The 22,777-nt window shown below is 41.3% G+C and carries 23 protein-coding genes; 10 read left to right on the top strand and 13 right to left on the bottom strand.

Going from position 1 to position 22,777, the window contains the following annotated elements:
- The coding region (locus RG47T_RS02485; RefSeq protein ID WP_253187486.1) for an AIM24 family protein at positions 1-676 on the bottom strand (676 nt) is incomplete at its 3' end.
- Between the two features lie 453 nt (positions 677-1,129).
- Here RG47T_RS02485 and RG47T_RS02490 point away from each other — a divergent pair.
- Positions 1,130-1,873, top strand: coding sequence for a metallophosphoesterase family protein (locus RG47T_RS02490; RefSeq protein ID WP_074487883.1), 744 nt, complete (start codon positions 1,130-1,132; stop codon positions 1,871-1,873).
- Here RG47T_RS02490 and RG47T_RS02495 read toward each other — a convergent pair whose 3' ends face one another.
- Positions 1,874-2,062 (bottom strand): hypothetical protein, encoded by a 189-nt coding sequence (locus RG47T_RS02495; RefSeq protein ID WP_139235623.1) that lies wholly within the window; start codon positions 2,060-2,062, stop codon positions 1,874-1,876.
- A gap of 9 nt (positions 2,063-2,071) precedes the next feature.
- Positions 2,072-2,266, bottom strand: a complete 195-nt coding sequence (locus tag RG47T_RS02500; protein WP_074487886.1) for a hypothetical protein — start codon at positions 2,264-2,266, stop codon at positions 2,072-2,074.
- A gap of 210 nt (positions 2,267-2,476) precedes the next feature.
- Here RG47T_RS02500 and RG47T_RS02505 point away from each other — a divergent pair, with 210 nt between their 5' ends.
- Positions 2,477-3,031, top strand: a complete 555-nt coding sequence (locus RG47T_RS02505) for a hypothetical protein (protein ID WP_074487888.1) — start codon at positions 2,477-2,479, stop codon at positions 3,029-3,031.
- Positions 3,032-3,147: 116 nt separating this feature from the next.
- Positions 3,148-3,546, top strand: a complete 399-nt coding sequence (locus tag RG47T_RS02510; RefSeq protein WP_074487890.1) for a hypothetical protein — start codon at positions 3,148-3,150, stop codon at positions 3,544-3,546.
- 53 nt (positions 3,547-3,599) lie between these two features.
- On the opposite strand, the gene RG47T_RS02515 is transcribed toward RG47T_RS02510, so the two are convergent.
- Positions 3,600-3,962, bottom strand: a complete 363-nt coding sequence (locus RG47T_RS02515) for a VOC family protein (protein ID WP_074493065.1) — start codon at positions 3,960-3,962, stop codon at positions 3,600-3,602.
- A gap of 158 nt (positions 3,963-4,120) precedes the next feature.
- Between RG47T_RS02515 and RG47T_RS02520 the strand changes: the two genes are divergently transcribed.
- From RG47T_RS02520 to RG47T_RS26570, 3 genes are all read left to right on the top strand, one after another.
- Entirely contained in the window at positions 4,121-5,437 is a 1,317-nt protein-coding gene (locus RG47T_RS02520) for a GntT/GntP/DsdX family permease (RefSeq protein ID WP_074487892.1), read from the top strand.
- Between the two features lie 125 nt (positions 5,438-5,562).
- Positions 5,563-5,868 (top strand): transposase, encoded by a 306-nt coding sequence (locus tag RG47T_RS26945; RefSeq protein ID WP_262493240.1) that lies wholly within the window; start codon positions 5,563-5,565, stop codon positions 5,866-5,868.
- Positions 5,869-6,108 carry a hypothetical protein gene (locus RG47T_RS26570; RefSeq protein ID WP_245770774.1) on the top strand — a complete coding sequence of 80 codons (240 nt, stop codon included), beginning with the start codon at positions 5,869-5,871 and terminating at the stop codon, positions 6,106-6,108.
- Between the two features lie 170 nt (positions 6,109-6,278).
- On the opposite strand, the gene RG47T_RS02530 is transcribed toward RG47T_RS26570, so the two are convergent.
- The 4 genes from RG47T_RS02530 to RG47T_RS02545 form a co-directional block, all read right to left on the bottom strand.
- Positions 6,279-6,692: a hypothetical protein gene (locus RG47T_RS02530; protein ID WP_139235622.1), complete on the bottom strand. Its 414-nt coding sequence runs from the start codon at positions 6,690-6,692 to the stop codon at positions 6,279-6,281.
- A gap of 82 nt (positions 6,693-6,774) precedes the next feature.
- Entirely contained in the window at positions 6,775-7,170 is a 396-nt protein-coding gene (locus RG47T_RS02535; protein WP_074487896.1) for a DUF5071 domain-containing protein, read from the bottom strand.
- Positions 7,171-7,265: 95 nt separating this feature from the next.
- Positions 7,266-9,026: an ABC transporter ATP-binding protein gene (locus RG47T_RS02540; RefSeq protein ID WP_074487897.1), complete on the bottom strand. Its 1,761-nt coding sequence runs from the start codon at positions 9,024-9,026 to the stop codon at positions 7,266-7,268.
- Between the two features lie 17 nt (positions 9,027-9,043).
- Positions 9,044-10,795: an ABC transporter ATP-binding protein gene (locus RG47T_RS02545; RefSeq protein WP_074487898.1), complete on the bottom strand. Its 1,752-nt coding sequence runs from the start codon at positions 10,793-10,795 to the stop codon at positions 9,044-9,046.
- 281 nt (positions 10,796-11,076) lie between these two features.
- On the opposite strand from RG47T_RS02545, the gene RG47T_RS02550 reads away from it, so the two are divergent.
- From RG47T_RS02550 to RG47T_RS02560, 3 genes are read left to right on the top strand one after another with little or no spacing between them, the layout of a single operon-like run.
- Positions 11,077-12,330, top strand: a complete 1,254-nt coding sequence (locus tag RG47T_RS02550; RefSeq protein ID WP_074487899.1) for a DUF2130 domain-containing protein — start codon at positions 11,077-11,079, stop codon at positions 12,328-12,330.
- 32 nt (positions 12,331-12,362) lie between these two features.
- Positions 12,363-13,379 carry an energy transducer TonB gene (locus RG47T_RS02555; protein WP_074487901.1) on the top strand — a complete coding sequence of 339 codons (1,017 nt, stop codon included), beginning with the start codon at positions 12,363-12,365 and terminating at the stop codon, positions 13,377-13,379.
- Positions 13,380-13,392: 13 nt separating this feature from the next.
- Positions 13,393-14,160, top strand: coding sequence for a GDSL-type esterase/lipase family protein (locus tag RG47T_RS02560; protein ID WP_074487902.1), 768 nt, complete (start codon positions 13,393-13,395; stop codon positions 14,158-14,160).
- Between the two features lie 5 nt (positions 14,161-14,165).
- Here the strand turns inward: RG47T_RS02560 and RG47T_RS02565 are convergent, their stop codons facing one another.
- Entirely contained in the window at positions 14,166-15,758 is a 1,593-nt protein-coding gene (locus RG47T_RS02565) for a porin family protein (protein WP_074487903.1), read from the bottom strand.
- On the bottom strand, positions 15,755-16,342 hold the full coding sequence (locus RG47T_RS02570; RefSeq protein WP_074487904.1) for an RNA polymerase sigma factor: 588 nt from the start codon (positions 16,340-16,342) through the stop codon (positions 15,755-15,757). Before RG47T_RS02570 ends, RG47T_RS02565 begins: the two co-directional genes overlap by 4 nt.
- A gap of 207 nt (positions 16,343-16,549) precedes the next feature.
- Here RG47T_RS02570 and RG47T_RS02575 point away from each other — a divergent pair, with 207 nt between their 5' ends.
- Positions 16,550-16,759 (top strand): hypothetical protein, encoded by a 210-nt coding sequence (locus RG47T_RS02575; protein ID WP_074487905.1) that lies wholly within the window; start codon positions 16,550-16,552, stop codon positions 16,757-16,759.
- 52 nt (positions 16,760-16,811) lie between these two features.
- Here RG47T_RS02575 and RG47T_RS02580 read toward each other — a convergent pair whose 3' ends face one another.
- From RG47T_RS02580 to RG47T_RS02590, 3 genes are all read right to left on the bottom strand, one after another.
- Entirely contained in the window at positions 16,812-17,582 is a 771-nt protein-coding gene (locus tag RG47T_RS02580; protein WP_074487907.1) for an MIP/aquaporin family protein, read from the bottom strand.
- 186 nt (positions 17,583-17,768) lie between these two features.
- On the bottom strand, positions 17,769-19,190 hold the full coding sequence (locus RG47T_RS02585) for a SusD/RagB family nutrient-binding outer membrane lipoprotein (RefSeq protein ID WP_074487908.1): 1,422 nt from the start codon (positions 19,188-19,190) through the stop codon (positions 17,769-17,771).
- Positions 19,191-19,200: 10 nt separating this feature from the next.
- The gene (locus RG47T_RS02590) at positions 19,201-22,461 is read right to left on the bottom strand and encodes a SusC/RagA family TonB-linked outer membrane protein (RefSeq protein WP_074487909.1); all 3,261 of its coding nucleotides are present in this window, start codon (positions 22,459-22,461) and stop codon (positions 19,201-19,203) included.
- Positions 22,462-22,777: the final 316 nt, after the last annotated feature.

The raw sequence follows: 22,777 nt of genomic DNA on the forward strand, positions 1-22,777 counted from the left end.
TCCACACTTTACCGGGGCCACGCAGGGTTGCAAAAAAGAAGCCTTCGCCGCCAAACAGCTTGTTGCGGATACCGCCAATAAACTGGATATCAAAATCAACACCCATCGTATAGCCAACCAGGCAGCCGGTATCAATCTTAATAACTTCGCCGGGTTGCAGGTCGCGTTCAAAAACGTGGCCGCCGGCATGCATAAAGGCCATACCATCGCCCTCTAAACGCTCCATAATAAAGCCTTCGCCACCAAAAAGGCCGGTACCCAATCTGCGTTGAAATTCTATATTGATGGATACGCCTTTTGCTGCTGCTAAAAAAGCATCCTTCTGGCAAATTACCGCATTGCCCAATTGGGCCAAGTCGAGCGGAATAATTTTACCGGGATACGGCGATGCAAAGCTCACCCGTTTTTTGCCCATGCCTACGTTTGTAAAGGCAGTCATAAACAGGCTTTCGCCAACCAGCAAACGTTTGCCCGCACTAAACAGTTTACCAACCAGGCCGCCGCCACTCTGCTGGGTGCTGCCGTCGCCAAAAATGGTTTGCATTTGTATGCCATCATCCATCATCATAAAAGCACCCGACTCGGCCACTGCGCTTTCATTGGGGTCAAGCTCAATTTCTACATATTGCATCTCTTCGCCAAAAATGCGATAGTCTATTTCATCGTTCCTTAACATAAAAACGTTTTTATATTTTAACTCAGCAGTGTTGCCGATGTTACAAAATGCTACCTAAAAATTTTTAATATTTACCGGATAACGGTAATATAGCCGGCTTGTAATTATTGGGTGTAAAGGCATTGGGGATAAATATGACGTTGCCATACTTAATTACATATTGTGCTAATGTAATAGTTTAGCACACAGCAAATCAAATATTTAAACTACATCCTGTCTCTTTTTTTCGCTTAAGCAATTAATTTCTATCGCTGCACTAATTAACACCGGGTGGGTAAATGCCTACGGGAATTCCCGGTTTGCTCTCCGCTTTTGCATCAGTGGATTTGAATAACCGCCGCCGCTTTTTTGTTTACAGGGCGCAGGCAAACACAACACACCAATTTTAGTTGTGTAGATAGGTTTGCATGGCCTTGATAAAACCCGGATAAAACCATAATAACCGTATAACTTATGGAAGAGACCAAAGTAACCCGGATAGCTGCCGTTGGCGATTTACATGTGCGGGAAACAGACAAAGGCAAATGGACAGATTATTTTAAAGAGATATCGTTAAATGCAGATGTATTGCTGATATGTGGTGATTTAACCGATACCGGCGACGAGGATGAAGCTGCTTTATTGGCTGAAGAGCTGCTAGCCTGCACCATTCCTGTGGTTTGTGTATTGGGTAATCATGATTATGAAAAGGGCAGGCAGAAACTCATCCGGAAGGCCATACAAAGCCAGAATGTGCATGTATTGGATGGAGAATCGATAACTATTGGTAATGTTGGTTTTGCAGGGATAAAAGGTTTTGGCGGAGGCTTTGATAACCATATGCTGAGCATGTTTGGCGAAAACGCCATGAAAGCATTTGTGCAGGAAGCGGTAGATGAAGCCCTGCACCTGGAGCGGGCATTGGATAAATTAGCGGCCGACCCAATGGTGCATTATAAAATTGCCGTTTTACATTATGCACCCATAAAGGCAACTGTAATAGGGGAGCCTGAGGCTATTTATCCATTTCTGGGTTCATCGCGTTTGGTTGAACCAATGATACGTAAAGGAGTAACCGCTTGCTTTCATGGCCATGCACATGCAGGTACGCTGGAGGGAAATATTAATGGTACTATTAAGGTATACAATGTGGCCAAACCCATATTGGTTAAGGCTGGCTACCAATGCCCATATTATATGTATGAGTTGCCGGAGTAATTAATCGGCCCGTTTATAAATGATCTTTTGTTCTGTTTTTAGTTTTTCTTCTAACAGCACAGCCAGCGAGCGCTGAATTTTGTTTTGAACATCCCGCGGCGTGTCTTTAATTTGCTTTAACAGGCTAACGGCTTTTTTAATGTTGTAGAGTTTAGCCTGGTCTTGCTTTGAATTTATCATGTCTCTCATATCATTAAACTATTTGGTTCTAATTGCTTCAACAAGCTTTTTAAGTTCGTAATTCAATATCTTCTCAATCTCCAATTGCTTTTGCGCCAAATCAATTTGCAGCCTTTTAATATTGTCTAAAACAGATTCAACATTTGGCGTTTTCTTTTTGCGCAAAACAGCCTCTTGACTTTTTATTTTAGAAATCAGTTGCTCTTCCTGCATTCTGTATTGAAGAAGTGACTGCATATGGTAAACGAACGGCTTTAATAAGCAATTAATACGTTTTCGTAATTGTATATGTTTTTCTTAATAGCTAATATTTATTAACATGGTTGTTAACACTCACTCTAATAATAAATTAAATGGCTCATGCAACCAAACGGCCGGATCTATCATCTTGCTTATAGATAATAATAAAATACAATAACTCCTATGAGCCACAAACCAACCTTGTTAAAAATGAAGATGATTTTTACCTCAGTCATCTTGCTTTCTGTATTTGCTGCTTACGCGCAGCATACTACTACTATTGGCAATAAAGCCCGCACAGGTACAAGTAATAGTACTTTTGCCGTAATAAAGGGCCAGCAAATTGGCATTAAAATGAAGGCCGGCAGTAAAACAGTTAAATTATTGAAACTTAACTTCGGCGTAGAAAACCGGAGCAGCGACACGCTGAAATTTAAGGTTAACGTGTATGAATTTAATAATGCTATACCCGGCGAGAGCCTGGTTAAACAAACCATTATTGGCAGCATGCCCAAAGGAAAAAACAGGATCAATGTAGATTTGGCACCTTACGAAATTCAAGTAAAAGGTACTATCCTGGTAGCCATAGAATGGCTGGATAACCAACAGGTTGCGGAACCTTCTTTTTTTATTGGCTTGTTTAACGGCGGTACCTGGCAGTATGAAAATAATAAATGGAAAAAAATGCCGGTTGCCGGCGTCGATTTTAATGTATTGGTAGAAAAGCTTAAAAAATAAATACAGGGCATAAGCCACTATTGATACAGCAGCGTTTCTGATCAGGGATGCTGCTGTATGCCGATGTGGATCTGTCGTGCTTTTATCATTAAGGTATAATTCCTATTTTCACGCCTATGAAAAACGTGCTGCTGATTATTATTGGTTTTACAGTAATGTTTGCTACCTCTTGTAGCACAGGCCTGGATACCAAAGCATTGCAGGGTAAATGGAAATATGTAAAAGTGGGCGTACCTAACAGCAGCCCGCCAGATACGGTAACCACTGCCGAGCTGGAAGAGAACAAACCTTATATTGAGATTAAAGCAGACGGTAATTTTAATATCATGTGGGGCGGCAAGCTGTTATCGCACGGGTCGTACAAAATTTCGGGCAAAAACCTAAATATGCATGAGCTGCTACCTGGTGGCCAAAGCCGCGATTTTCCCTTCTTTGTTTCTTCACTTACAGATAAGCAAATCACTTTTGAAACCGTTGACAAGGGCGGCTCGCAGGTAACGGCGGTAAAAGAGTGAGTTATACGACAGATAGGTGTGATTCTGTATAATAGTGGGCATATATTGAATTATTAACGAAACTGCCCAAAATGCAGCAATGCCCCTGCTGGGTCAAGAACAAAACATTCATCTCCCCAATCGTTTTTCTTGATGGGGATTAACTTCACACCCGGATAGTTTTTATGGAGTTGCAGGCTAGTTAGCCACTCAAAGCATTCCGCTACATCTTTAACTTCAATAAAAAGCATCGTATTGTTAAGCCAATCTTCCACATAGGCATCCTTAAGGTAGAAGCTAAACTCATTGCGCCGAAAAAGAGACAAGCTTGCGGAAAGTGTTATTTCCTGAAATCCCAGATCGGTATAAAAAGATTTAGAAATGCTAAAGTCTTTTGAACCGATAAATGTTCGTAAAGAGATGATCTCAAGGTCCATATCAGTAATAATTTGTTTCATCAATAATACAAATCATAAATGAGTATTTCTATTAAACCGGGCTGGTGCCACAGTACTAATTGCAAGGATTTTACTACTTTAGCCAATATGGTAACCAAGCCGTATAGTAATACCGTATTTTAACCTTTATTAATATCATGGCCTTACTGACCATTTTGCTTTGCATTATTTTGCTCGTCTTACTGGTAAGCTGGGCTAAAGTTACCCCGTTTCTGGCTTTGTTAATTGTGTCTGTAATTGCCGGGCTGGCGCTGGGCATCCCGTTAGATAAAGTGAGCGCATCTGTACAAAAAGGTATGGGCGATACAATGGGCTCGCTGCTAATTATTATTTGCTTAGGCGCCATGCTGGGTAAGTTGATTGCCACAAGTGGCGCTGCGCAAAAAATAGCCGATGTACTGGTTAAAACCGGTGGTGAAAAAAATATTCAATGGGCGCTAGTAATAGCCGGTTTTATAGTAGGTATCCCCTTGTTTTATGGTATTGGCTTTGTGCTGGTAGTCCCGCTGATATTTTCTATTTCGTATAAGTATAAAATTAACGCCGTATATATTGGCCTGCCCATGCTGGCAGCCTTGTCTGTTACACATGGCTTTTTACCGCCGCACCCTTCGCCAACCGCCCTGGTAAAACTGTTTCATGCTGATATGGGGATGACGCTTATTTATGGTATCATTATCGCCATTCCTACCATTATTATTGCCGGGCCGCTATATGCACGCACGTTGAAAGGTATAAAATCAGAACCATTGGCCACCTTCCGGGCGGCAGATTTGTCTGAAGCCGAAATGCCGAATGCGTTCAATAGTTTTATAACCGCATTACTGCCTGTTATTTTGCTGATGCTTGCGGCTATATATCCGCGTTTAAATGTCCAGGACCCGGCTATTAATAAACTGGTAGCTTTTATTAGCGACCCTGCCATTGTAATGCTTATTGCATTGATTTTTGGTACGTTTTTATTAGGTATAAGCCGGGGTAAAAAGATGAGCACCTTAAGCGCCGTTTATGTTGATGCCTTGAAAGATATTGCCGTAATTTTACTGATTATAGCCGCTTCCGGTGCGTTTAAACAAGTATTGATAGATAGCGGTGTAAGCAGCATTATTGCCGACCAGATCCAAACCCTGAACATTCCACCATTGATTATGGGCTGGCTCATAGCCGCTATTATCCGCATTAGCTTAGGTTCCAGCACCGTGGCCGGGTTAACTGCCGCCGCCATTGTTGCGCCGATGATAACGCAGTACCACGTAAACCCCAATTTAATGGTGCTGTCGATAGGGGCAGGAAGCCTGGTATTATCGCATGTAAATGATTCGGGTTTCTGGCTTTACAAAGAATACTTTAACCTCAGCATCAAAGATACCCTCCGCTCATGGACGATGATGGAAACGTTGGTTGCTGTGATTGGGTTGGGGGGGGTGTTGGTGTTAAATGTGTTTGTGAAGTAGATATTTATTTTTTTAACAGGCGCTACCGCAAGGGTCCCCCTTCTGGTAAGTTATACAGGTTAGAAGCTATTGCAAGGTTCTCCCTTTTGTAAATGATAAAAGTTCTTAAATAGATATTTTATTCAATGAGTAGAAATTACAAGTTCCATAATCCGGAAGGCCTTTATTTTGTAAGTTTTGCAACTGTATTTTGGATTGATGTATTTGTACGAAGGATATATTTGGAATGCCTTGTAAATAATCTGAACTATTGTGTGGAGAAAAAAGGCATGGAGATATATAGTTGGTGTATAATGCCAAGTCATGTCCACTTGGTATTCAAATCAAATATTCAGAAGCCTGAAGAATTATTGAGGGATTTTAAGTCTTATACATCGAAGGAAATAATAAGCCTGATAAGTGATAATATACAGGAAAGCAGAAAAGAGTAGTTGCTGAATTCATTTAGAAAAGCTGGGCAGCTTAATTCAAATAATCCTAAGAATCAATTTTGGCAGCAACATAATAAGCCAATTGAGTTGTGGAGCAATGAGGTAATTGAACAGAAAATTGACTATATACATAACAACCCTGTTGTTGCAGGTTTTGTTGATTTTGATTACGAATATTTGCATAGTAGTGCCCGTGATTATGGCGGGAATAAAGTATTGGTAACGGTGATTACAACTTAGTTATTGCAGCTTGAAACACCACAAGGGGGACCCTTGCGGTAGCGGAGAATATTTGCATAGTAGTGCCCGTGATTATGGCGGGATAAAGGATTGGTAACGGTGATTACAGCTTAGTTATTGCAGCTTGAAAATACCATAAGGGGGACCCTTGCGGTAGCGATGGGCCTGCCTTATAAATTAGTTTCCGTTATTTGAATAAGAATTTCCTGACATTTTGCTTTTGCGATAAAAACTCCAATTATTGAAACAATAACGGCAAATATAGATAAAATTAAAAATGGTATTCCTTCCCAAAAACTTAATGCAATAAAGACAGGGATTAGAAATAACTGTAAGGTAAATGAAAAGTAATAATCAAATTTTACAATTCTTTCGTTATCTGATAAAGTTATTTCGAATGTACCACCATTCACTTTGCCGACTTGTTTAGCCGTAGAGCCCCAGCCTTCAAGATTAAAACTGATGAAATTGCTATCGATTTTTATCAACGCGTAGTCGAGCTCTTTTAGGACTAAAATTATTTTTTCATTTAAGATCGAGGTACTCAAAATTGAAGTTTTTTGAATTGTATATCTCAGTTTCATTTTTACAGAATTAACTCTCTTGCTACCGCAAGGGTCCCCCTTGTGGTAAACCGGGACCCTTGCGGTAGCGATGGCGAGCAAACTAACCACATAACACCTTATTTGTAATTATATCTTTTGCTGCTTCATCAACAGCGTCTTCAGCCTCAATCCTTGAAGGATGCTCGGCAATCCTACTTAGCGCTTTTATTAAATCAGGATCAAGTTTATCTTTAGATCGCGCGATCAAAATGTAAATAATACAATACTTCCACATGCCATCGTCTGTATTTAAAACAAACACTAATTCCTGTGTTATTTCATTAACATGTGGTATCAAATATTCGGCAATTCCTTCAGCAACACCCCAATGCCCGTCCTGAAGCCATTCCAGCAATGTTGAAACATCTTCCTTGACAAGTTCAAATGGCAAGTGTTTAAGACGCTCAACCGCTGCAACATCATTAATATTTTTAGGGATATAATCTTCGTTTTTCATAAACTTCTTCCACGGTTGCTACCGCAAATAATTAACCAACCCCCTCTGCTACCGCAAGGGTCCCCCTTGTGGTAATCAGGTTCAATTATAAGCTCTTAACTCACCTGTTTCCCTTGCAACAACATATCCATCGCGTCATTCAAAGACCCCGCTCTAATTACCTCACCCGAATTAACAAAATAGATCTCATCGGCATTTTCAATGGTGTTTAAACGGTGAGCAATAATTACCCGTGTTGTGGTTGCTGGCAAGTTGTTCAGGATGTCGCTTAAAAGCTTTTCTGTAATGGTATCAATGTTGGCGGTGGCTTCATCTAAAATCAATATCTGCGGGTTACGCAGCACGGCGCGCATAAAGGCGATCAATTGCTTCTGACCCAGACTAATGCTATCTCCGCCCGATATGATCGGGGTTTCCAGTCCACTTTCAAAAATGGCCAGCAGGCTGCCGAGGTTGGCATCTGTAATTACCTTTTCCAACTGTTCGTTAGTATAGTCTTTATACAGTTTGTTGCCGTATAAAATATTTTCTTTTACCGTGCCGGTGAATAGGAAAGGTTCCTGTAATATAAAACCGATCTTTTGGCTGCGCTCTTCCGGCGTATACGTTCTGATGTCTTTTCCGTCCAATAGTATCAATCCTTTAGATGGATCATACAAACGGGCAATTAGCGAAGCAGTAGTAGTTTTACCGCCACCTGTAGGGCCAACCAGAGCGTAGGTTTTACCCTGCTCCAGTTTAAAACTAATGTTATGTAATATTTCCCGGCTTTCATCGTACCCAAAATGCACATTCCTAAACTCGAGCAATGCGGCCGATGGTTCAACAATGCCTTGCGTTATCATGGGCAAATCTGTTTCGAGCGATAAGATCTGCGAAATTCTGTCCCAACCTGCCATTGCTACCTGGAAGTTGGTCCACAATGCGGCCAACTGGCGTAGTGGGTTATAAAAGTTATTAGCGTACGATAAATAACTCACCAGCAAACCAATAGAGAACTGCCCGATAGAGATGAGGTAAATACCGAACGACAACACAATCAGTTGGGCAATACTAGCAAATAAGCCATAAACGGGTATAAACACGTTATTGGCCAGGCCTGCGCCAATGGCTGTTTTATAATTTTCGCGGTTGGCGATATCAAAACGTTTCCTGAAATAATCGCGGCGGTTAAAGGCAATAATCACCTTAAAGTTGTTGAGGCTTTCCTGTATCTCGGCGCTCATACCGCCCACGCTTTTCAGGTTCAGGGCATTGGTTTTTTTAATCCACGGCGATAAAACCAAGGTGAGGAAAAGGATGACCAAGGCAGGCGACAAGGCAGCAGCACCAAGTTCGATATTGATGAGAAGTAAAAAAATCCCGGCACCTATCATGGTAGAGATATTGCCGATAAACTGCATCAGAGATTGCGAGAAAAACTGATTCAGCTTGTCTGTATCATTATTTACGCGCGAAATCAGATCGCCGGCTTTGTTTTGGTTAAAGAAACCCACCGGCAATTGCTGCAGCTTGTTAAATATCGAGTTACGCAGGGTAAACAGCATGCGTTGGCCCACGCCACCCATCAGTGTGGTTTGCTTATAGCTGGTAAATAAAGCCACCAAGTACATGCAAAACAAGATGATGGCGTTGTGGATCACCCCGGTATAATCTTTATGTTGTACGTATTTATCGATGGTATGCCCTATAATAAGGGGGCCTAATAAGTTAAGCGTAGAATTTGTTAATATGGCAAACAGCGCAATAATCAATGTCCGCTTTTCATGCGCCATTAATTGGAACAGCTTTTTGAGCCCGGCAAAGGTTGATGTTTTTTGCTGCTCTTTGCTTAGTTTATTTAAATCGTAATTCATCTTAGGGGAGCAGTAAATTAATGGGTAATACCGGTTTCGTAATTGCTGGTGCTTTGCTGCGAGTTAAAGATCTGCACATAATCGGTGCTGGTCTTCATTAATTCGTCGTGCAGGCCGCTGGCCACAATTTCGCCCTGCATCAACAGGATAATCTGGTCGTAATGCTCAACTGAGGCTATTTTCTGGGTAACCGAGATCAGCGTTAAACCGGGATAGTTTTTTTGAATATTAGTCAGGATCTTCTTCTCGGTATTATTGTCAACCCGGGCGGTAAAATCATCCAGCAATAAAACCTTCGGGTTAACAGCCAGGGCGCGGGCTAGCATAATACGCTGTTTTTGCCCACCCGAAAGGCTGGAACCCCGTTCGGATACAATGGTATTCAGCTTATCAGGCAGGCCATCAATAAAGCCGCGTAACTCGGCCGTATCAATTGCTTTATCCAATGATTCATCGGTAACGGTATCGCTAAAAGCAATATTCTCGCGAATACTCATATTAAAGATAATGCTGTCCTGAAATACAAAGCCAACCTGGCTGTGGAACGATTCGCTATCGTAAGTATTAATGCCTTGGCCATCGAATAATACATTGCCGCTTGCCGGGTTTATTAAGCCGGTAAGCAGGTAAAGTAATTGTGTTTTCCCGGCTGCTGTAGGGCCGATGACGGCAATTTTAGAACCAGCAGGTACTTTTAGCGATACATCTTTCAGTGCTGGTTTTTGCCCGTAATTCACCGATACATGCTTTAGTTCTACATCGCCGCGCAGGGTTTCTTTCAGGGTGCCTGCGGCTGCAATATCAGGGGCATTTAAAACCAGGTTAATACGCTGAAATGAGGCTGTGGCCTGCGCAATGATATTACTCATAAAGCCGATCACAAAAATGGGGAAGATAATGAGCGACAGGTAGCTGTTAAAGGCTGCAAAGCTACCAAGCGTCATACTGCCGGTAATTACAAAGTGGCCGCCCATTACCAAAATGGTTAAAGCTGCCATATTAGCGGTAAAAGTTACAATGGGAATAAGACCGGCAAAAAAGCCTAGTATTCTTAAGCCGTAGTCTTTGGCTTCGGTGTTGGCTTCCAGAAATTTATGGTATTCCAGTTGTTGAGAGTTAATTACGCGGATTAAGGCGGCACCCAATATGCTTTCGTTAATTACTTTATTCAGCTGATCTATTACGCCACGGCTTTTTATAAATAGCGCACGTACGTTTTTCAGCACATAAAAAAACGTACCACCTATAATAGGGATAATGGCAATAACGGCAAGGCCCAGCTTCCAGTTAATGGTAAGCAATAATATACTGCCGCCGATGATAATAAATAAAGAAGATACAATGGAAACCAATGCCTGCGATACAAATAACTTGATCGAATCAACATCGGCAGTTAGGTTGGTTAACAATTTGGACGGATTGGCCTGCTCAATAAAGGCATAGCTTTGGCGCGATATTTTATCAGAGAGTTTCTGTCTTAAATCGCGCGCTACACGCTCTGATGCGTAGGTTTGAATCACCGTTTGCAGGTAGCCAAAAATAAAGATTAGCAGTACGGCAAGCGAGAATTTTTTAATAATGTCTGTAAATACAAACAGTCTTTTACTATAATCATCTATCCCGTTTGCAATAATTTTCGGTAACCAAAGGTTAATGCCGTTACTTAACAAAGCGAATAATAACAGCAACATAACCAGGCCCATATAGGGCTTTAGTAAGCTGAAAACACCGGGCGGTTTGCTGGTTGGCTTAGGGGTATTGGTTTGCATTTATACTTTAATTAATAAGCACTGTATTGGTAATGACGATTGTGGATAAGAAACATTTTAGGTTGTTTTAAATAAATCCAAATTCTTACCCGAAACTAATTATTTTATTGAACATCGCTGTACACTTATTAAACCTTTACATACCAGTGAATTTAGGCATTTAATACTACATTATCGCTGCCACCAAACTGCCGCTAAAACTAAATTTTGCTAAAAATATTAACAAAAGCCCTATCTTTAACCTATAATCAGATCAGTATCCCAGCTTATAGTTTTTAACCATGGCAACAGAAGTAAAGTGTCCGAGTTGTGGTCATGCATTTCCAATTGAGGAAGTGATGACCGAGGAGTATAGAAAGCAGCTTCGTGTTAAAATGCAGGAATATACCCGGCAAAAAGAAGACGAGTTTCGTAAAAAAGAAGACGATTTTAATACCCGCCAGCAAGAGCAGCAGGTAAAGTTCGACCAGCGTTTGGCCGACGAGAAAAAGCAATTACAGTTAACCCTGGAAGAAAACCTGCGCAAAACCATTGCAGAAGATTTTGAAAACCAAATGCAGATGCTGCACAGCAATGCTAAAGACACCGAAGAGAAACTGAAGGCAAGCCGTTTAAAAGAACTGGAGTTTTTGCAAAAAGAACAAGCCCTAAAACAAAGGGAAGAAGAAATGCAGCTGGAAATGCAGCGCAAATTAAACGAGCAGCGTAACGATTTGGCCGAGCAGATCCGTAAGCAGGAAACCGATAAACATAACCTTAAAGATACCGAGAACCAGTTGCGGATGAAGGAACTGGAAATGCAGCTGGAAGCCCAGAAAAAACTGGCCGAAGAAATGAAGCGCAAGGCCGAACAAGGCTCGATGCAAATACAAGGCGAAGCACAGGAACTAATTTTGGAAGAACTGCTGCGCACCAACTTCCCTTTTGATGAAATTGGCGAAGTGGGTAAGGGTGTAAGAGGCGCAGATTGTATCCAAACGGTTAGGAATAAGTTTGGGCAGGAGTGTGGCCGGATTATTTATGAAAGTAAGCGTACCAGTGCATTCTCTAACGAATGGATTGAGAAGCTGAAAAAAGATATGCGCAACACAGGTGCCGATGTAGCTGTTATTGTAACCCAGGTATATCCAAAAGATATGGATTGCTTCGGCGAAAAAGATGGGGTTTGGATCTGTTCTTTCGATGAGGTTAAACCGGTGGCTTACATTTTGCGAGATACTGTGATCAAGGCTTCGGCCATCATGCGTTCGCAGGAAAACAAGGGTGATAAGATGCACCTGTTGTACGACTTCCTGACCAGTAATGAATTCTCTGAGCAATGGAAAGCCATCCGCGAAGGTTTTATGAGCATGCGTATGTCGATATTAAAAGAGCGCGAAGCCATGGAAAAACTCTGGAAAAGCCGCGAAAAACAACTCGAAAAAGTACTGCTAAGTGCAGCCCATATAAAAGGTTCGATAGAAGGTATTGCCGGCAGCGACAATATCCAGTTGAGTTTAACTGATGATGAGGACGAAGTGGTGCTGATTGATTGATGATTTCCTAATAATAAGCCTAACCCTATATCATGAAATTTTTTTACTTAATATGCTTTGTTATCTTAAGTAATGCTGTTTTTGCTCAGATCAATAAAAGTAACATCTACGGAACTTGGGTAATTAATAAGATAACATTTAGAGATGATGCCGAATTGCCAGATGAGCATGTATTGAAAAATGTATATCTAAAGTATACATTTTCACAGCCTAATAAACTTAATACATCAACATTGTATTATAATAAAGGCGATGAGATTTCATTTGATATTAACGATGGATTTTTACTTTTTAAAACTCCGGAAGGTAATTTGATGAATACGTTTCATATTGAAACTGTTAATAAAAATGAACTTGTTTTATTACAAAAAGGTAGAGAGGGTTTTGATGATCCGGATGCTCTGAAGTTTTATTTTATTCCGGAAGAAAAGTATCAAGCTAACTTCAAGTTACGTCCAAGTGATATTTATTCTATAAAATTAATAGATACTATTTATAATTCCAGTCCTAAAATTTATCCAATCTACAAAGGAATAAGTTTTCAGAGCTATCTGTCTAATGGAATACACGAAAGGATAAGTATGGATAATAGGGAAGGACACCTGGCTGCAAGCTTTATAGTCACTAAGGCTGGTATTGCAGATAGTGTTAAAATAATTGAGGGTATTGATGATGAATTTAACAGACGGTTTATAAAGATCTTCAATCAGGCTAGGAAGGATTGGAAACCTGCTATATTGAACGGTAATCCTGTGTCTGCACTAATGATGGTAAATTTAAGATATACTACTTCTGATATAATGATGCCTGCATACTTTGCCACGCGCAAGGCCAATGATGCATTTAATGCTAAAGAATATGCAATAGCACTTTATTATTATGATATATCTTTGGAGCGCACGCCTTTTGATGTAGATAACCTTTATAGAAGAGGAATGTGTAAAATGCTACTTGGTAATATCCCTTGGGCATGCGAAGACTGGAAAAAGGCTAAAGCCTTAGGTGGTAACAGTTCAATTGACGCAGCTATAGAAAAGTATTGCAATTAATACAATATAAAATATGTTGAATAAAAAATTAACTGTTACCTACTGTATTATCGCACTTGTTTGCTGCTCTTTTATAATTAAGCCGGGCAATATTGATATCGTTTTTATTGGCGATAGTATTACGCATGGGGCGGGTTTAAAGGCTGCCGAAACACAAGCCCCGCCTGTAATTGCAGTTAACTACCTAAACCAGTTAGGTATTGGTACTGTGCAGTGCAATAACCAGGGGGTAAGCGGTTTTACTACTGTTGATTTTTTACCGGCTACAAAAAAGGCTTACCCAAAAGTTATCGCTGCTGCCGATGCCTTTTATGCTGATAAATCGGCTCAGCTTATTTTCTCTGTTATGCTGGGTACCAATGATAGCGCTATTAAAGGCCCTAACGGCGCACCGGTTGCCGCGGCATATTACCACACTAATATCAAGTTAATTGCAGATAGCCTGCTGGCCAGATATCCCGAATGTAAAATAGTCTTACACCGCCCGATATGGTATAGCGATAGTACCCATAATGGCTCTACTTATCTGGTAGAAGGCCGCGAAAGATTGAATAGTTATTTCCCCGAAATTAAGTTGTTGGTAAAGGAATATAAGAGCAGCAATCCGGGTCATGTTTTCCTGGGCGATAATGACGGTTACAACTACTTTAAAAAGAACTACCTCACAGACCTTGGCGCAGAGAATGGCCGGAGTGGCATATTTTACCTGCACCCAAACGAAAAGGGTGCGGCTGCATTAGGTGTGCTTTGGGGCAAAGCCATTGCCCGCATTTTAAAGTAATAACGCTATTTAAACCTATACCCAATACCAATCTGAAAGCTTTTGCCACTTTGGCTGTAAGACCCAAAACCGTTACTCAATTTATAAGGCGTAATTACCTGGTAACGGGCGTCAATGTTAAATTCCTTAATACGGAAGGTAATGCCTACTGTGCCGCCGAAATTTACTTTACTAACCATAGTACGCCGCATGGTAGAATCAATGGTTTTGGTATGATATACCGTATCACGTTCATCAACAATCGGCCCGTATTTGTAATTGATGCCCGATTGTTTTAGCGGGATGCTAATTACCGTCCCTGCATTAAAACTGATGAGGTTTGATAAACGATATTCTAAAGTCAGTGGGATATCCAATATCAGCAACTTGCGCGAATCCATTACCTTAAAGGAGGGCAGGCTATCCGGCCGGTAATAACTCGCACCCGAATATTCGCCTGAAACTGATTTGGAAATATGGAGCCCGAGACCGGCATTAAGCAATACCCTTTTACTTAAAGTGTAAGTGCCAAAACCCCCAACATATAGGTTGCTATTACTATGCCCGGAGTTCAGTCCGGCTTCCAAGCCGTAATTATATAATGGATTGCTGATTGGGGCTGATTGCTTGTTTTTAGCCGTGTTATTCTTAACTGTTTTTGCTCCCGGTAACTTTTGTGCCTTGCCCGCATTATTCCTGGCAGATTTAGCCGTTTGCTGACTGGTCACCGGTTTGCCCATATCTATTTTGGATGAACCGATGGCATTGTCGGCTGTTCCGTTTGCTTTTTCTGCAACTGTTGTGGCGGCAGTATTAGTTTCGATGGTGGTATTTTGCTGTTGGTTTGCTGCTATGATGTCCGCATCAATTCTGGATGAGCCAGTTAGCTTTTTTGTAACCTTATTATAGTTATTACTTTTTTTGGCCCCGGTATGGCCATGCTGGAGGGGATTAAAGCCCTTATTCCATGAGGTGACGGGTTGACTACTTAATAACAACTGATGTTGCTTTCCCTTACTTATTTGTACGTTGTTGGCAAATTGTTGCCCGCCACTTACTGGTTGTAAAATATTGTTGTTAATCTTTGAAGATACAGCAGTTAAACCTTGCTTAATATTACTGTTTTTAGATAAAGCCGTATTGGGTGTGGTTTTTGTGCCCTTGCTTTTGGCAATGAGGTTGGATTTAGCAGTTATTATATTTTGATTTGCTATTTTAGCTATAGTGCTTTCTTTATCGGTTGACGATGCATTTATTGAAGTATCACCAGAGATATTAACGCTTGCCTTATTGCCCGAAATGTTGTGATCCCGGTTTCTGACAGTTGTACAATTAGTATCAGATTGAGCCTGTTGTTTCCTGTTAATTTTAATGGCTGATGATTGTGTAAGCCAATAAGCAGTAACTCCAAGTAGTACAACCGTAACTATTATAAAAGCAACACCCTTAAATAATTTACCTAATGAGGACGAAGCCGGAGTTTTAATTAAAGGATCAACAGGTAATTGTTCATCAAGCAAAGCCCGCATATTGGCCCATGCGGCTTCGTCTTCCTCTTTCAGAGTTAGCTCGCTTAATTTTTTGCGCCACAGTTTATGATACCATGCTGAATTTTTCACTTGGGCTTTTTGATATTTTCAGTAGGTGAGTTAATGCTTTTATTGGGCGGGCTCAACAGTGTCCTGAGTTGTTTTTTAGCCTCAGACAGGTGCCACCGCGAAGTACTTTCGCTGATATGCAGTTGTTCGCCAATTTCCTTATGCGTGTAACCATCCAACACCGAAAGGTTAAAAACTAACTGTGTAGCATGGGGCAACAGTCTTATTTGCTTAAGTAAATCATCTGCATATAATTTGTTTAGTATGGCAGGCGATACAAATACATCATCGATGTCTTCAAGCTCTGTTTTTAAATCGTTAAACCGGGTTTCCTGCCGTACCATGTCTATACAGGTTCTAACCATAATGGTTCTGATCCAAGCACCCAGTTCGCCTTTCTGCTCCTCGTATAGTGTAATGTTTTGAAATACCTTTAAAAAGCCAATATTTAAAGCCTCATTCGCCAACTGGTCCGATTTTAAATAGCGGTAACATATGCGCAGCATTTCGGCATAGAACAGCTTATACAAACCCTCCTGCGCCGGGCGCTCATTGGCTTTGCAGCCTTTGATCAGCCTTGATTGTGGCTTAGCAAAAAGGTTCATTCAGATAGTTCCGGTAGATCAATATTTATTCAATTCAAATAATACTACGTAGCCCGGCCGCAAAACGCTGGGTAAAAAAGAAAATTTATTTATTAGGGCTACGCTGTGTTTGCGCCCAGCGTTTTTATTGCTTGGTGCGTAATGCTTGCAGTACAGCATGCATTTATAAACCATGTTGCAATGTATACAACATAAACAGAAACAACCATGTTAAAGGACATTGTTATATTTTTAAAAATCAAAGTATTTGCCAGGCAAAAACCGCATAGCTTACTTGCGCAACGCTTTGGAAAAAATGATAATCAATCCGATCGAAACCAGTGGAATGGCTATAGGCACCTGACCCTGAAAGAAATACAGGCTACTGATTTTAATAATACATTGGGCGTTAAAGCGGGGGATAAGCATGTATCATGAACAAAGCTTGAAAAAGCGGCTAACTTTCCGGGAAATTCCTAATTGAGGTAATTTAGGCCGATTTTAAACTTAAATTGATGGGCTCATTATGATGGCTCATCCGGGCAGCCTCAATGTGGTAATATTTATGCAGGCGGCATATCTTAAAAATTGCTGTGAGCACAATAACGCCTGTTAGGGGGCCTGCCCAAAAAATCCAGTAACCGGTATAAGTATTACTTACCACCGCAGGGCCAAAACTACGGGCCGGGTTCGTGCTGCAGCCAGAGTAGGCAGTTTCTGCCCAAACCATAAAGCTGTATAAAAATGGCATAGTGTAAGGTGTGTAGTTCCGCAGCTTTTTGCTGCCCACAAATACAAATATTACCAGTATAAGGGCCGCGGTTGTGATAACTTCGCCCAAAAATGCCCCCATATTACCGCCTATGCCGGGGAGTGTATTACCATAGCCTACACTTTTGCCTTGTTGCCCCCATAATAAAAGCGGGATACAGCCTACAACGGCACCCAGCATCTGGCTAATGATGTAGCCAATTAAGGCATGGAGTTTCATTCTATGCCGAAGCCAGAAAGCGATGCTTACAGCCGGGTTAATATGTGCCCCACTTATTTTGCCCACCGGCGATAGGGTAACCGCACAGCCTGTGCAGCCAAATAAAAAGCCTGTAAGTAGCCTGCGTGCTTGTAGAGATGGTATATAGTGCGCCACAATGGAGCCCTTTCCCCAATCCAGTATCACAAAGCTTAAGCCTACGGCCAGCAATAAGGCTGTGCCAATAAACTCTGATATGAAATTGATGTACAGAGGTTTGGGTTGATGCATATAGGGGCTATGGACTTATTGACTAAGGGATAAAACACTTAAGATGTTTGGCGTAATGCAAAATATAACATTTATTGTTTTAAAATAGGAGACAGATGCAGATATACATAAAAAAGGTAGCTGCCCATTTACGGGCAGCTACCTTTCTAACATTAACTGGTATAAAGAACGGGTGTGACTAGATAATTAAAATTTATCGAAGAACAATTTAGTGGTTACAGCATCGCCACCAATTGCAGCAGCAGCGGCCGCATAATTGGCTCCGTTAACATTTTGTTCAACAACAGGATACGTTAACCGTACCGGGAAGCTGCTAACCGCCGTTGCCGGGGGCACCAATTGAGGGTAATCCAACCGTCTGTTCTCTGTCCAGGCATCCCAGCCGCGGTTGTATAAGGCCAGCCATTTTTGGGTGCCTATTTTTTGTTTGTAATTACCTGTAGCTGTAGCATAATTTACAGTTGGGTTGGCCAGGTAAGTAGCAGCATCAGTAGCCGAACCACCCCAAAATAGGATAGATGCAGTAACCGCATTGTTATAGTGGTCTTGAGCAGAGCCGCTTACGCTAAAGCCTCTTTCTACAGCCTCTGCCAGGTTAAATTCAGTTTCAGAATAATCTAATAACAAGCCAGGGTAATCTGGTGCAGTAACAATGGTACTTGGTTTAGAAAACGCGCCATAGCTATTTTTTTTACCAACTATACCACCACTGTAGCCACCGTTACCGTCAACTGTAAAAAATTGAGACAACCGTGGGTCGCTGTTCGCTTTCAGGGCATCTATAATAGTAGAAGCGGCTATAAAATCCTGTCTGCCGCTTTGCACAAGATCTTCCCATATGGGGTTGGTATTTGGATAAGAGCTGGCAAATGCAAAATTGGCATTGTCGGTGTTGCTGGTAAATATACCTGCGGCAATAGCGCTCTCAACAGTTGTTTTAGCTAAAGCTGCGTCATAGTCAGAAATTGTCATTCCCATTTTTAGTTTCATGGTATTAGCAAACTTCTTCCACTGGCTTACATCACCGCTGTAAACCATATCGGCAGCATCAAAGCTACCTGCCGATGCATTTAAATTTGCAATATCTGTATCAAGTCTTTTAAGCAAGTCTTTATATATCGTTGCCGCGTCGTCAAACTTGGGGATAATACCGGTAGATAAGGCCGCCGAGTAAGGTACGTTACCGTAAGTAGTAACCAGGTAATGCCAGGTATAAACCTCCATAATATCAATAATGGCCGCGTCGTTTTTGCTTACTGCTGCATTTGTAACATATTCGGGCAAACGTAGTTTAGATTGCTCAAAGTTTTCCAGTACGTCTGTATAAAGGGCTTTCCATTGTACATCAGGTATGGCGTTGTCCTTAATGTCGTAGTTGCTTTCGGTAATGTAGGTGGTTTCCTGCCATTGTTGTTCAAACAGCCTGAAAGTGTTGGTGTAGGTATCTGCCGACGCGAGGGTATAGGCTAATTTTCTTTGTGCCTGTGTAAATAACGACGATGCTGGTACCGTAATAGGGTGCTTCGGGTCGTTATTAAGGTCTGTTATATCTTTTTTGCAAGCCCCAAGCAATAGCAGGGGAAGCATTGCGCAAATAATTTTTTTCATGTTGGGTTTCTTAGAAGCTAAATTTCGCATTAAATGATAGGGTTCTTACTGCAGGGTATGCACCGCCCTGGTAGCCTTGCAGGTTACCCGAGCTTAAGCCTTCTTCCGGGTCTGAGTAAGGCACGTTTTTGTGGATGATCCACAGGTTGCGGCCTACTAACGAAAGGTCAATGCCTTTAACAGGGCCCAGCTTAGATACAAATCTTTTTGGTAATGAGTACCCCAGTAATGCTTCTCTTAATTTTACAAAGCCGGCATCATAAACAAACGCCTTTTGTGGGTTATTCTCATATCCGTATAAACCTGTTCCGGTGTTTTCAACACGTACTGTGTTAGGCGTGCCTGCTTCTGTGATACCTTTTAAAATAACACCACCACCGGCAGAGATAGGGCTTCTTGATGGGTTGCCTAGGTCGTTTAAGCCAGCAGTTTCAGGATATAAACCGGTATCCATGCCATAGTAAGTATCCAGTGAGAATACACTGCCACCTTTTCTAACATCAATTAAGAAGCTAAAAGTCCAATCTTTGAATCTGAATGTGTTGCCGATACCGCCAATCCAGTTTGGATTTACGTTACCGATAACGTTGTTAGCTGTTGAAGTTTGCTCATAGTAACCATCATCGCCAATAACCTTCTGCCCATTTTTGTAGATAAAATCTGTACCACGTAATGTACCCAATGGCTGGCCTAGGGTAGCATTAAGTGTTACGTTACCCTGAAACGAAGCCGTTTGTATATTGGTTATGGCGTTGCCTGCAGGGTCTGTAAATAATTCTACCACTTTACTTCTGTTTCTCGACCAGTTAACATTTACTTTCCATGAGAAATTCTCTGACTGGATTGGTGTACCGTTTAATGATACTTCGATACCTTTATTTTGAACGGTACCAGAGTTGTAATACTGAGATAGGAAACCATATGCCGGAGAAACAGTTACCGGAATGATCTGGTTAATGGTTTTGTTTTCGTAATAAGTAGCATCAAATCCTAAACGGTTTTTAAAAAATTGCATTTCCAGGCCCGCTTCTTTGCTTTTTGATTTCTCAGGTTTCAGGTCCGGGTTGCTTTTGGTAGTTGCTATGTTAGCTTGTGGCTGGCCATTAATTGGCGTACCCAAAGTATTATAAGTATACAAGCTGTAGATCGGTGCATCGTTACCCACTTCGGCATAGTTTAATCTAACTTTTCCATAGGATAACCATGATTGATTTTTCAACAACTCAGAGAATACAAAGCCACCGTTAATAGATGGATAATAAAAAGTATTGTTGTTTGTTGGCAGGGTAGATGATACATCTCTTCTGATGGTTCCATCCAATACCAGCATTTTTTTCCAGGTAAGGGTTGCACCGGCAAAAATACCGTCAACCTCCCTGCGCTGGTCATCTTCAAGCGGCGCAGCGGGTGCAGCTAAAGAGTTGGTTAGCGCGTATACATCCGGCACAACCAGGCCACTGTTAGTGGTAGCATATATGCTTTGGTAGCGTTGTTTACGAATGTTAGTCCCGATCAGCGCTTTGAGGTTAAAATCGTTCGATAGATTTTTATCCATGTTGGCCAGTAAATCGTAATCGGTTTCATTCCAGCCCAGGTTTCTCCTGGTGTAGCTTGATACGCCTGTGCTACCCACAGCTCTTCTTTCTTCCTGTAAAGAGTTCCAGTTATCAACAGTAACACGGCCGGTAACATTGATCCAGCTGTTTACTTTGTAGCTTGCATTAACGTTGCCAAAATACCTGTTACGGCTGTCCGACTCGTAGTTTTGGTAACGAACAAAATAAGGGTTATCCCAATAAATGGCAGTAGGGTCATTAAAATCAGATAAGTTCCAGGTCGCGTTTTTTTCGCCTGTTGCGTAATAAGCATCTTTTAACTGTTTAATGTCGGTGTTTACCTGCCACCATTGCCTAAAGTTGGTCATTAAGTTATCAGATGTATAACCGGTACCATAGCGGCCCAAACCATCGGTGCGGGTATAATCTATGTTAGCGCCTACTGTTAATTTAGGGGTTACATTATAGGTGCCGCCAAAATTGACTGCGTTTTTAAGGATATTACTGTTTGGTAAAATACCTACATCATTGTTACGGGTGTAGCCAAATTTAATAGATCCGTTATCGTTTGCATTGGTTATAAATATGCTTTGATTGTTTGATACCGAATGCTGGAAAAACGTTGAAGGATCGTTTTTAGCAGCTACCCATGGCGTAGCCTGGCCAGTGGTTGATAAGCCCGGATAAAAAGCATTCCATTGGTATACTTTTAAATTCGGGTCAAATTTGGCTCCGTATGAAGCATCTTCAGTAAGCGGGGTTATAAGCTGTTTTGTACCGCTGCCGTCAATATCGCGATACCAGAAATAACCTGTTGGGTCTTCATAGCCTGGGCCGTAACCGGCACCGTATTCTTTTTGATAAGTGGGGAAGGTTGATTTGTCGATTGAACCAACTGTTACGCCGGCATTAACAGTAATACCTAAGCCTTTTTTTGCTTTTTTTGTAGTAATAACAATTACACCGTTTGCACCTTGCGAACCATACAAGGCACTACCAGCAGCGCCCTTTAAAACAGTTACCGATTCAATGTCATCCGGGTTTAAATCGTTTACGGGGCTACCGTAGTCATAACCGGCTCTACCTGTTTTTTGATCAGCCGAGTTTAAGTTACCACCCGCCAGGTTGCTTGAGCTTGAAGGCGCACCGTTATTAAACGGAACCCCATCTACCACAAATAAAGCCTGGTTATTACTGAATATTGATTTGTTACCCCGCAATACAACGTTGGTTGAAGCACCCAGGCCATTGTTCTGGCGAATTTCCAAGCCCGATACTTTACCCTGAAGGCCGCTTACAAAGTTTGATGAATGCTGTTTGCTCACCTCATCGCCCGAAACCTGTTGTGCAGCATATGCTTGCTGGTTGCGGGTTCTGGTTAAGCCCAATGCGCCTGTTACAATAACTTCACCAAGTTCTTTAGATGATGTTTCGAGCTTTGCGTTTACCACCGTGCCTGTTGCCGCAATTTCTTGCCGTGCGTATCCGATAAATGAGAAAACCAATGTGGCATTGCCCGGAATACTTAAAGAAAACTTACCATCGCCCGAAGTTTGTGTGCCGATGGTGGTGCCTTTTACCTTAACGGTTACTCCGGGCAGTGGGAGGCCGTCTTCTTTGGCGGTTACCGTACCAGTTACGGTTCGGTTTTGTGCAAAAACGTGTTCTGTACAGAGCACAATAAAGCACAGTAAAAAGAGTAGATGTCTTTTCATGTTGAATAAATGAGTCAGTTAGTTAGTTAATAAAGACTAAATGTATAACTGAAAGCTCATAAAAACAACTATTGGTTAAATTGGATATGGTTTGCTTTCGTCTAAGTAAAATGATGGCAATGGCATCTTTAAAATCATATTTTATTGTGAATCAAGATGTTATAATTTGATAATAATATTATAATTGCATCAGAATTGAAATTATATATTTTTAAAAAATGACTTATTAGTATTTATCTGTTGATTTTTACTAATTATTATTGGTCTTATAGTAATAATTAGTAAGTTTATTAGAATATTTATTAAAAATTAAAAA

It is taken from the genome of Mucilaginibacter polytrichastri (assembly GCF_001911425.1).
In the GTDB taxonomy this organism is placed as follows: Bacteria; Bacteroidota; Bacteroidia; order Sphingobacteriales; family Sphingobacteriaceae; genus Mucilaginibacter; species Mucilaginibacter polytrichastri.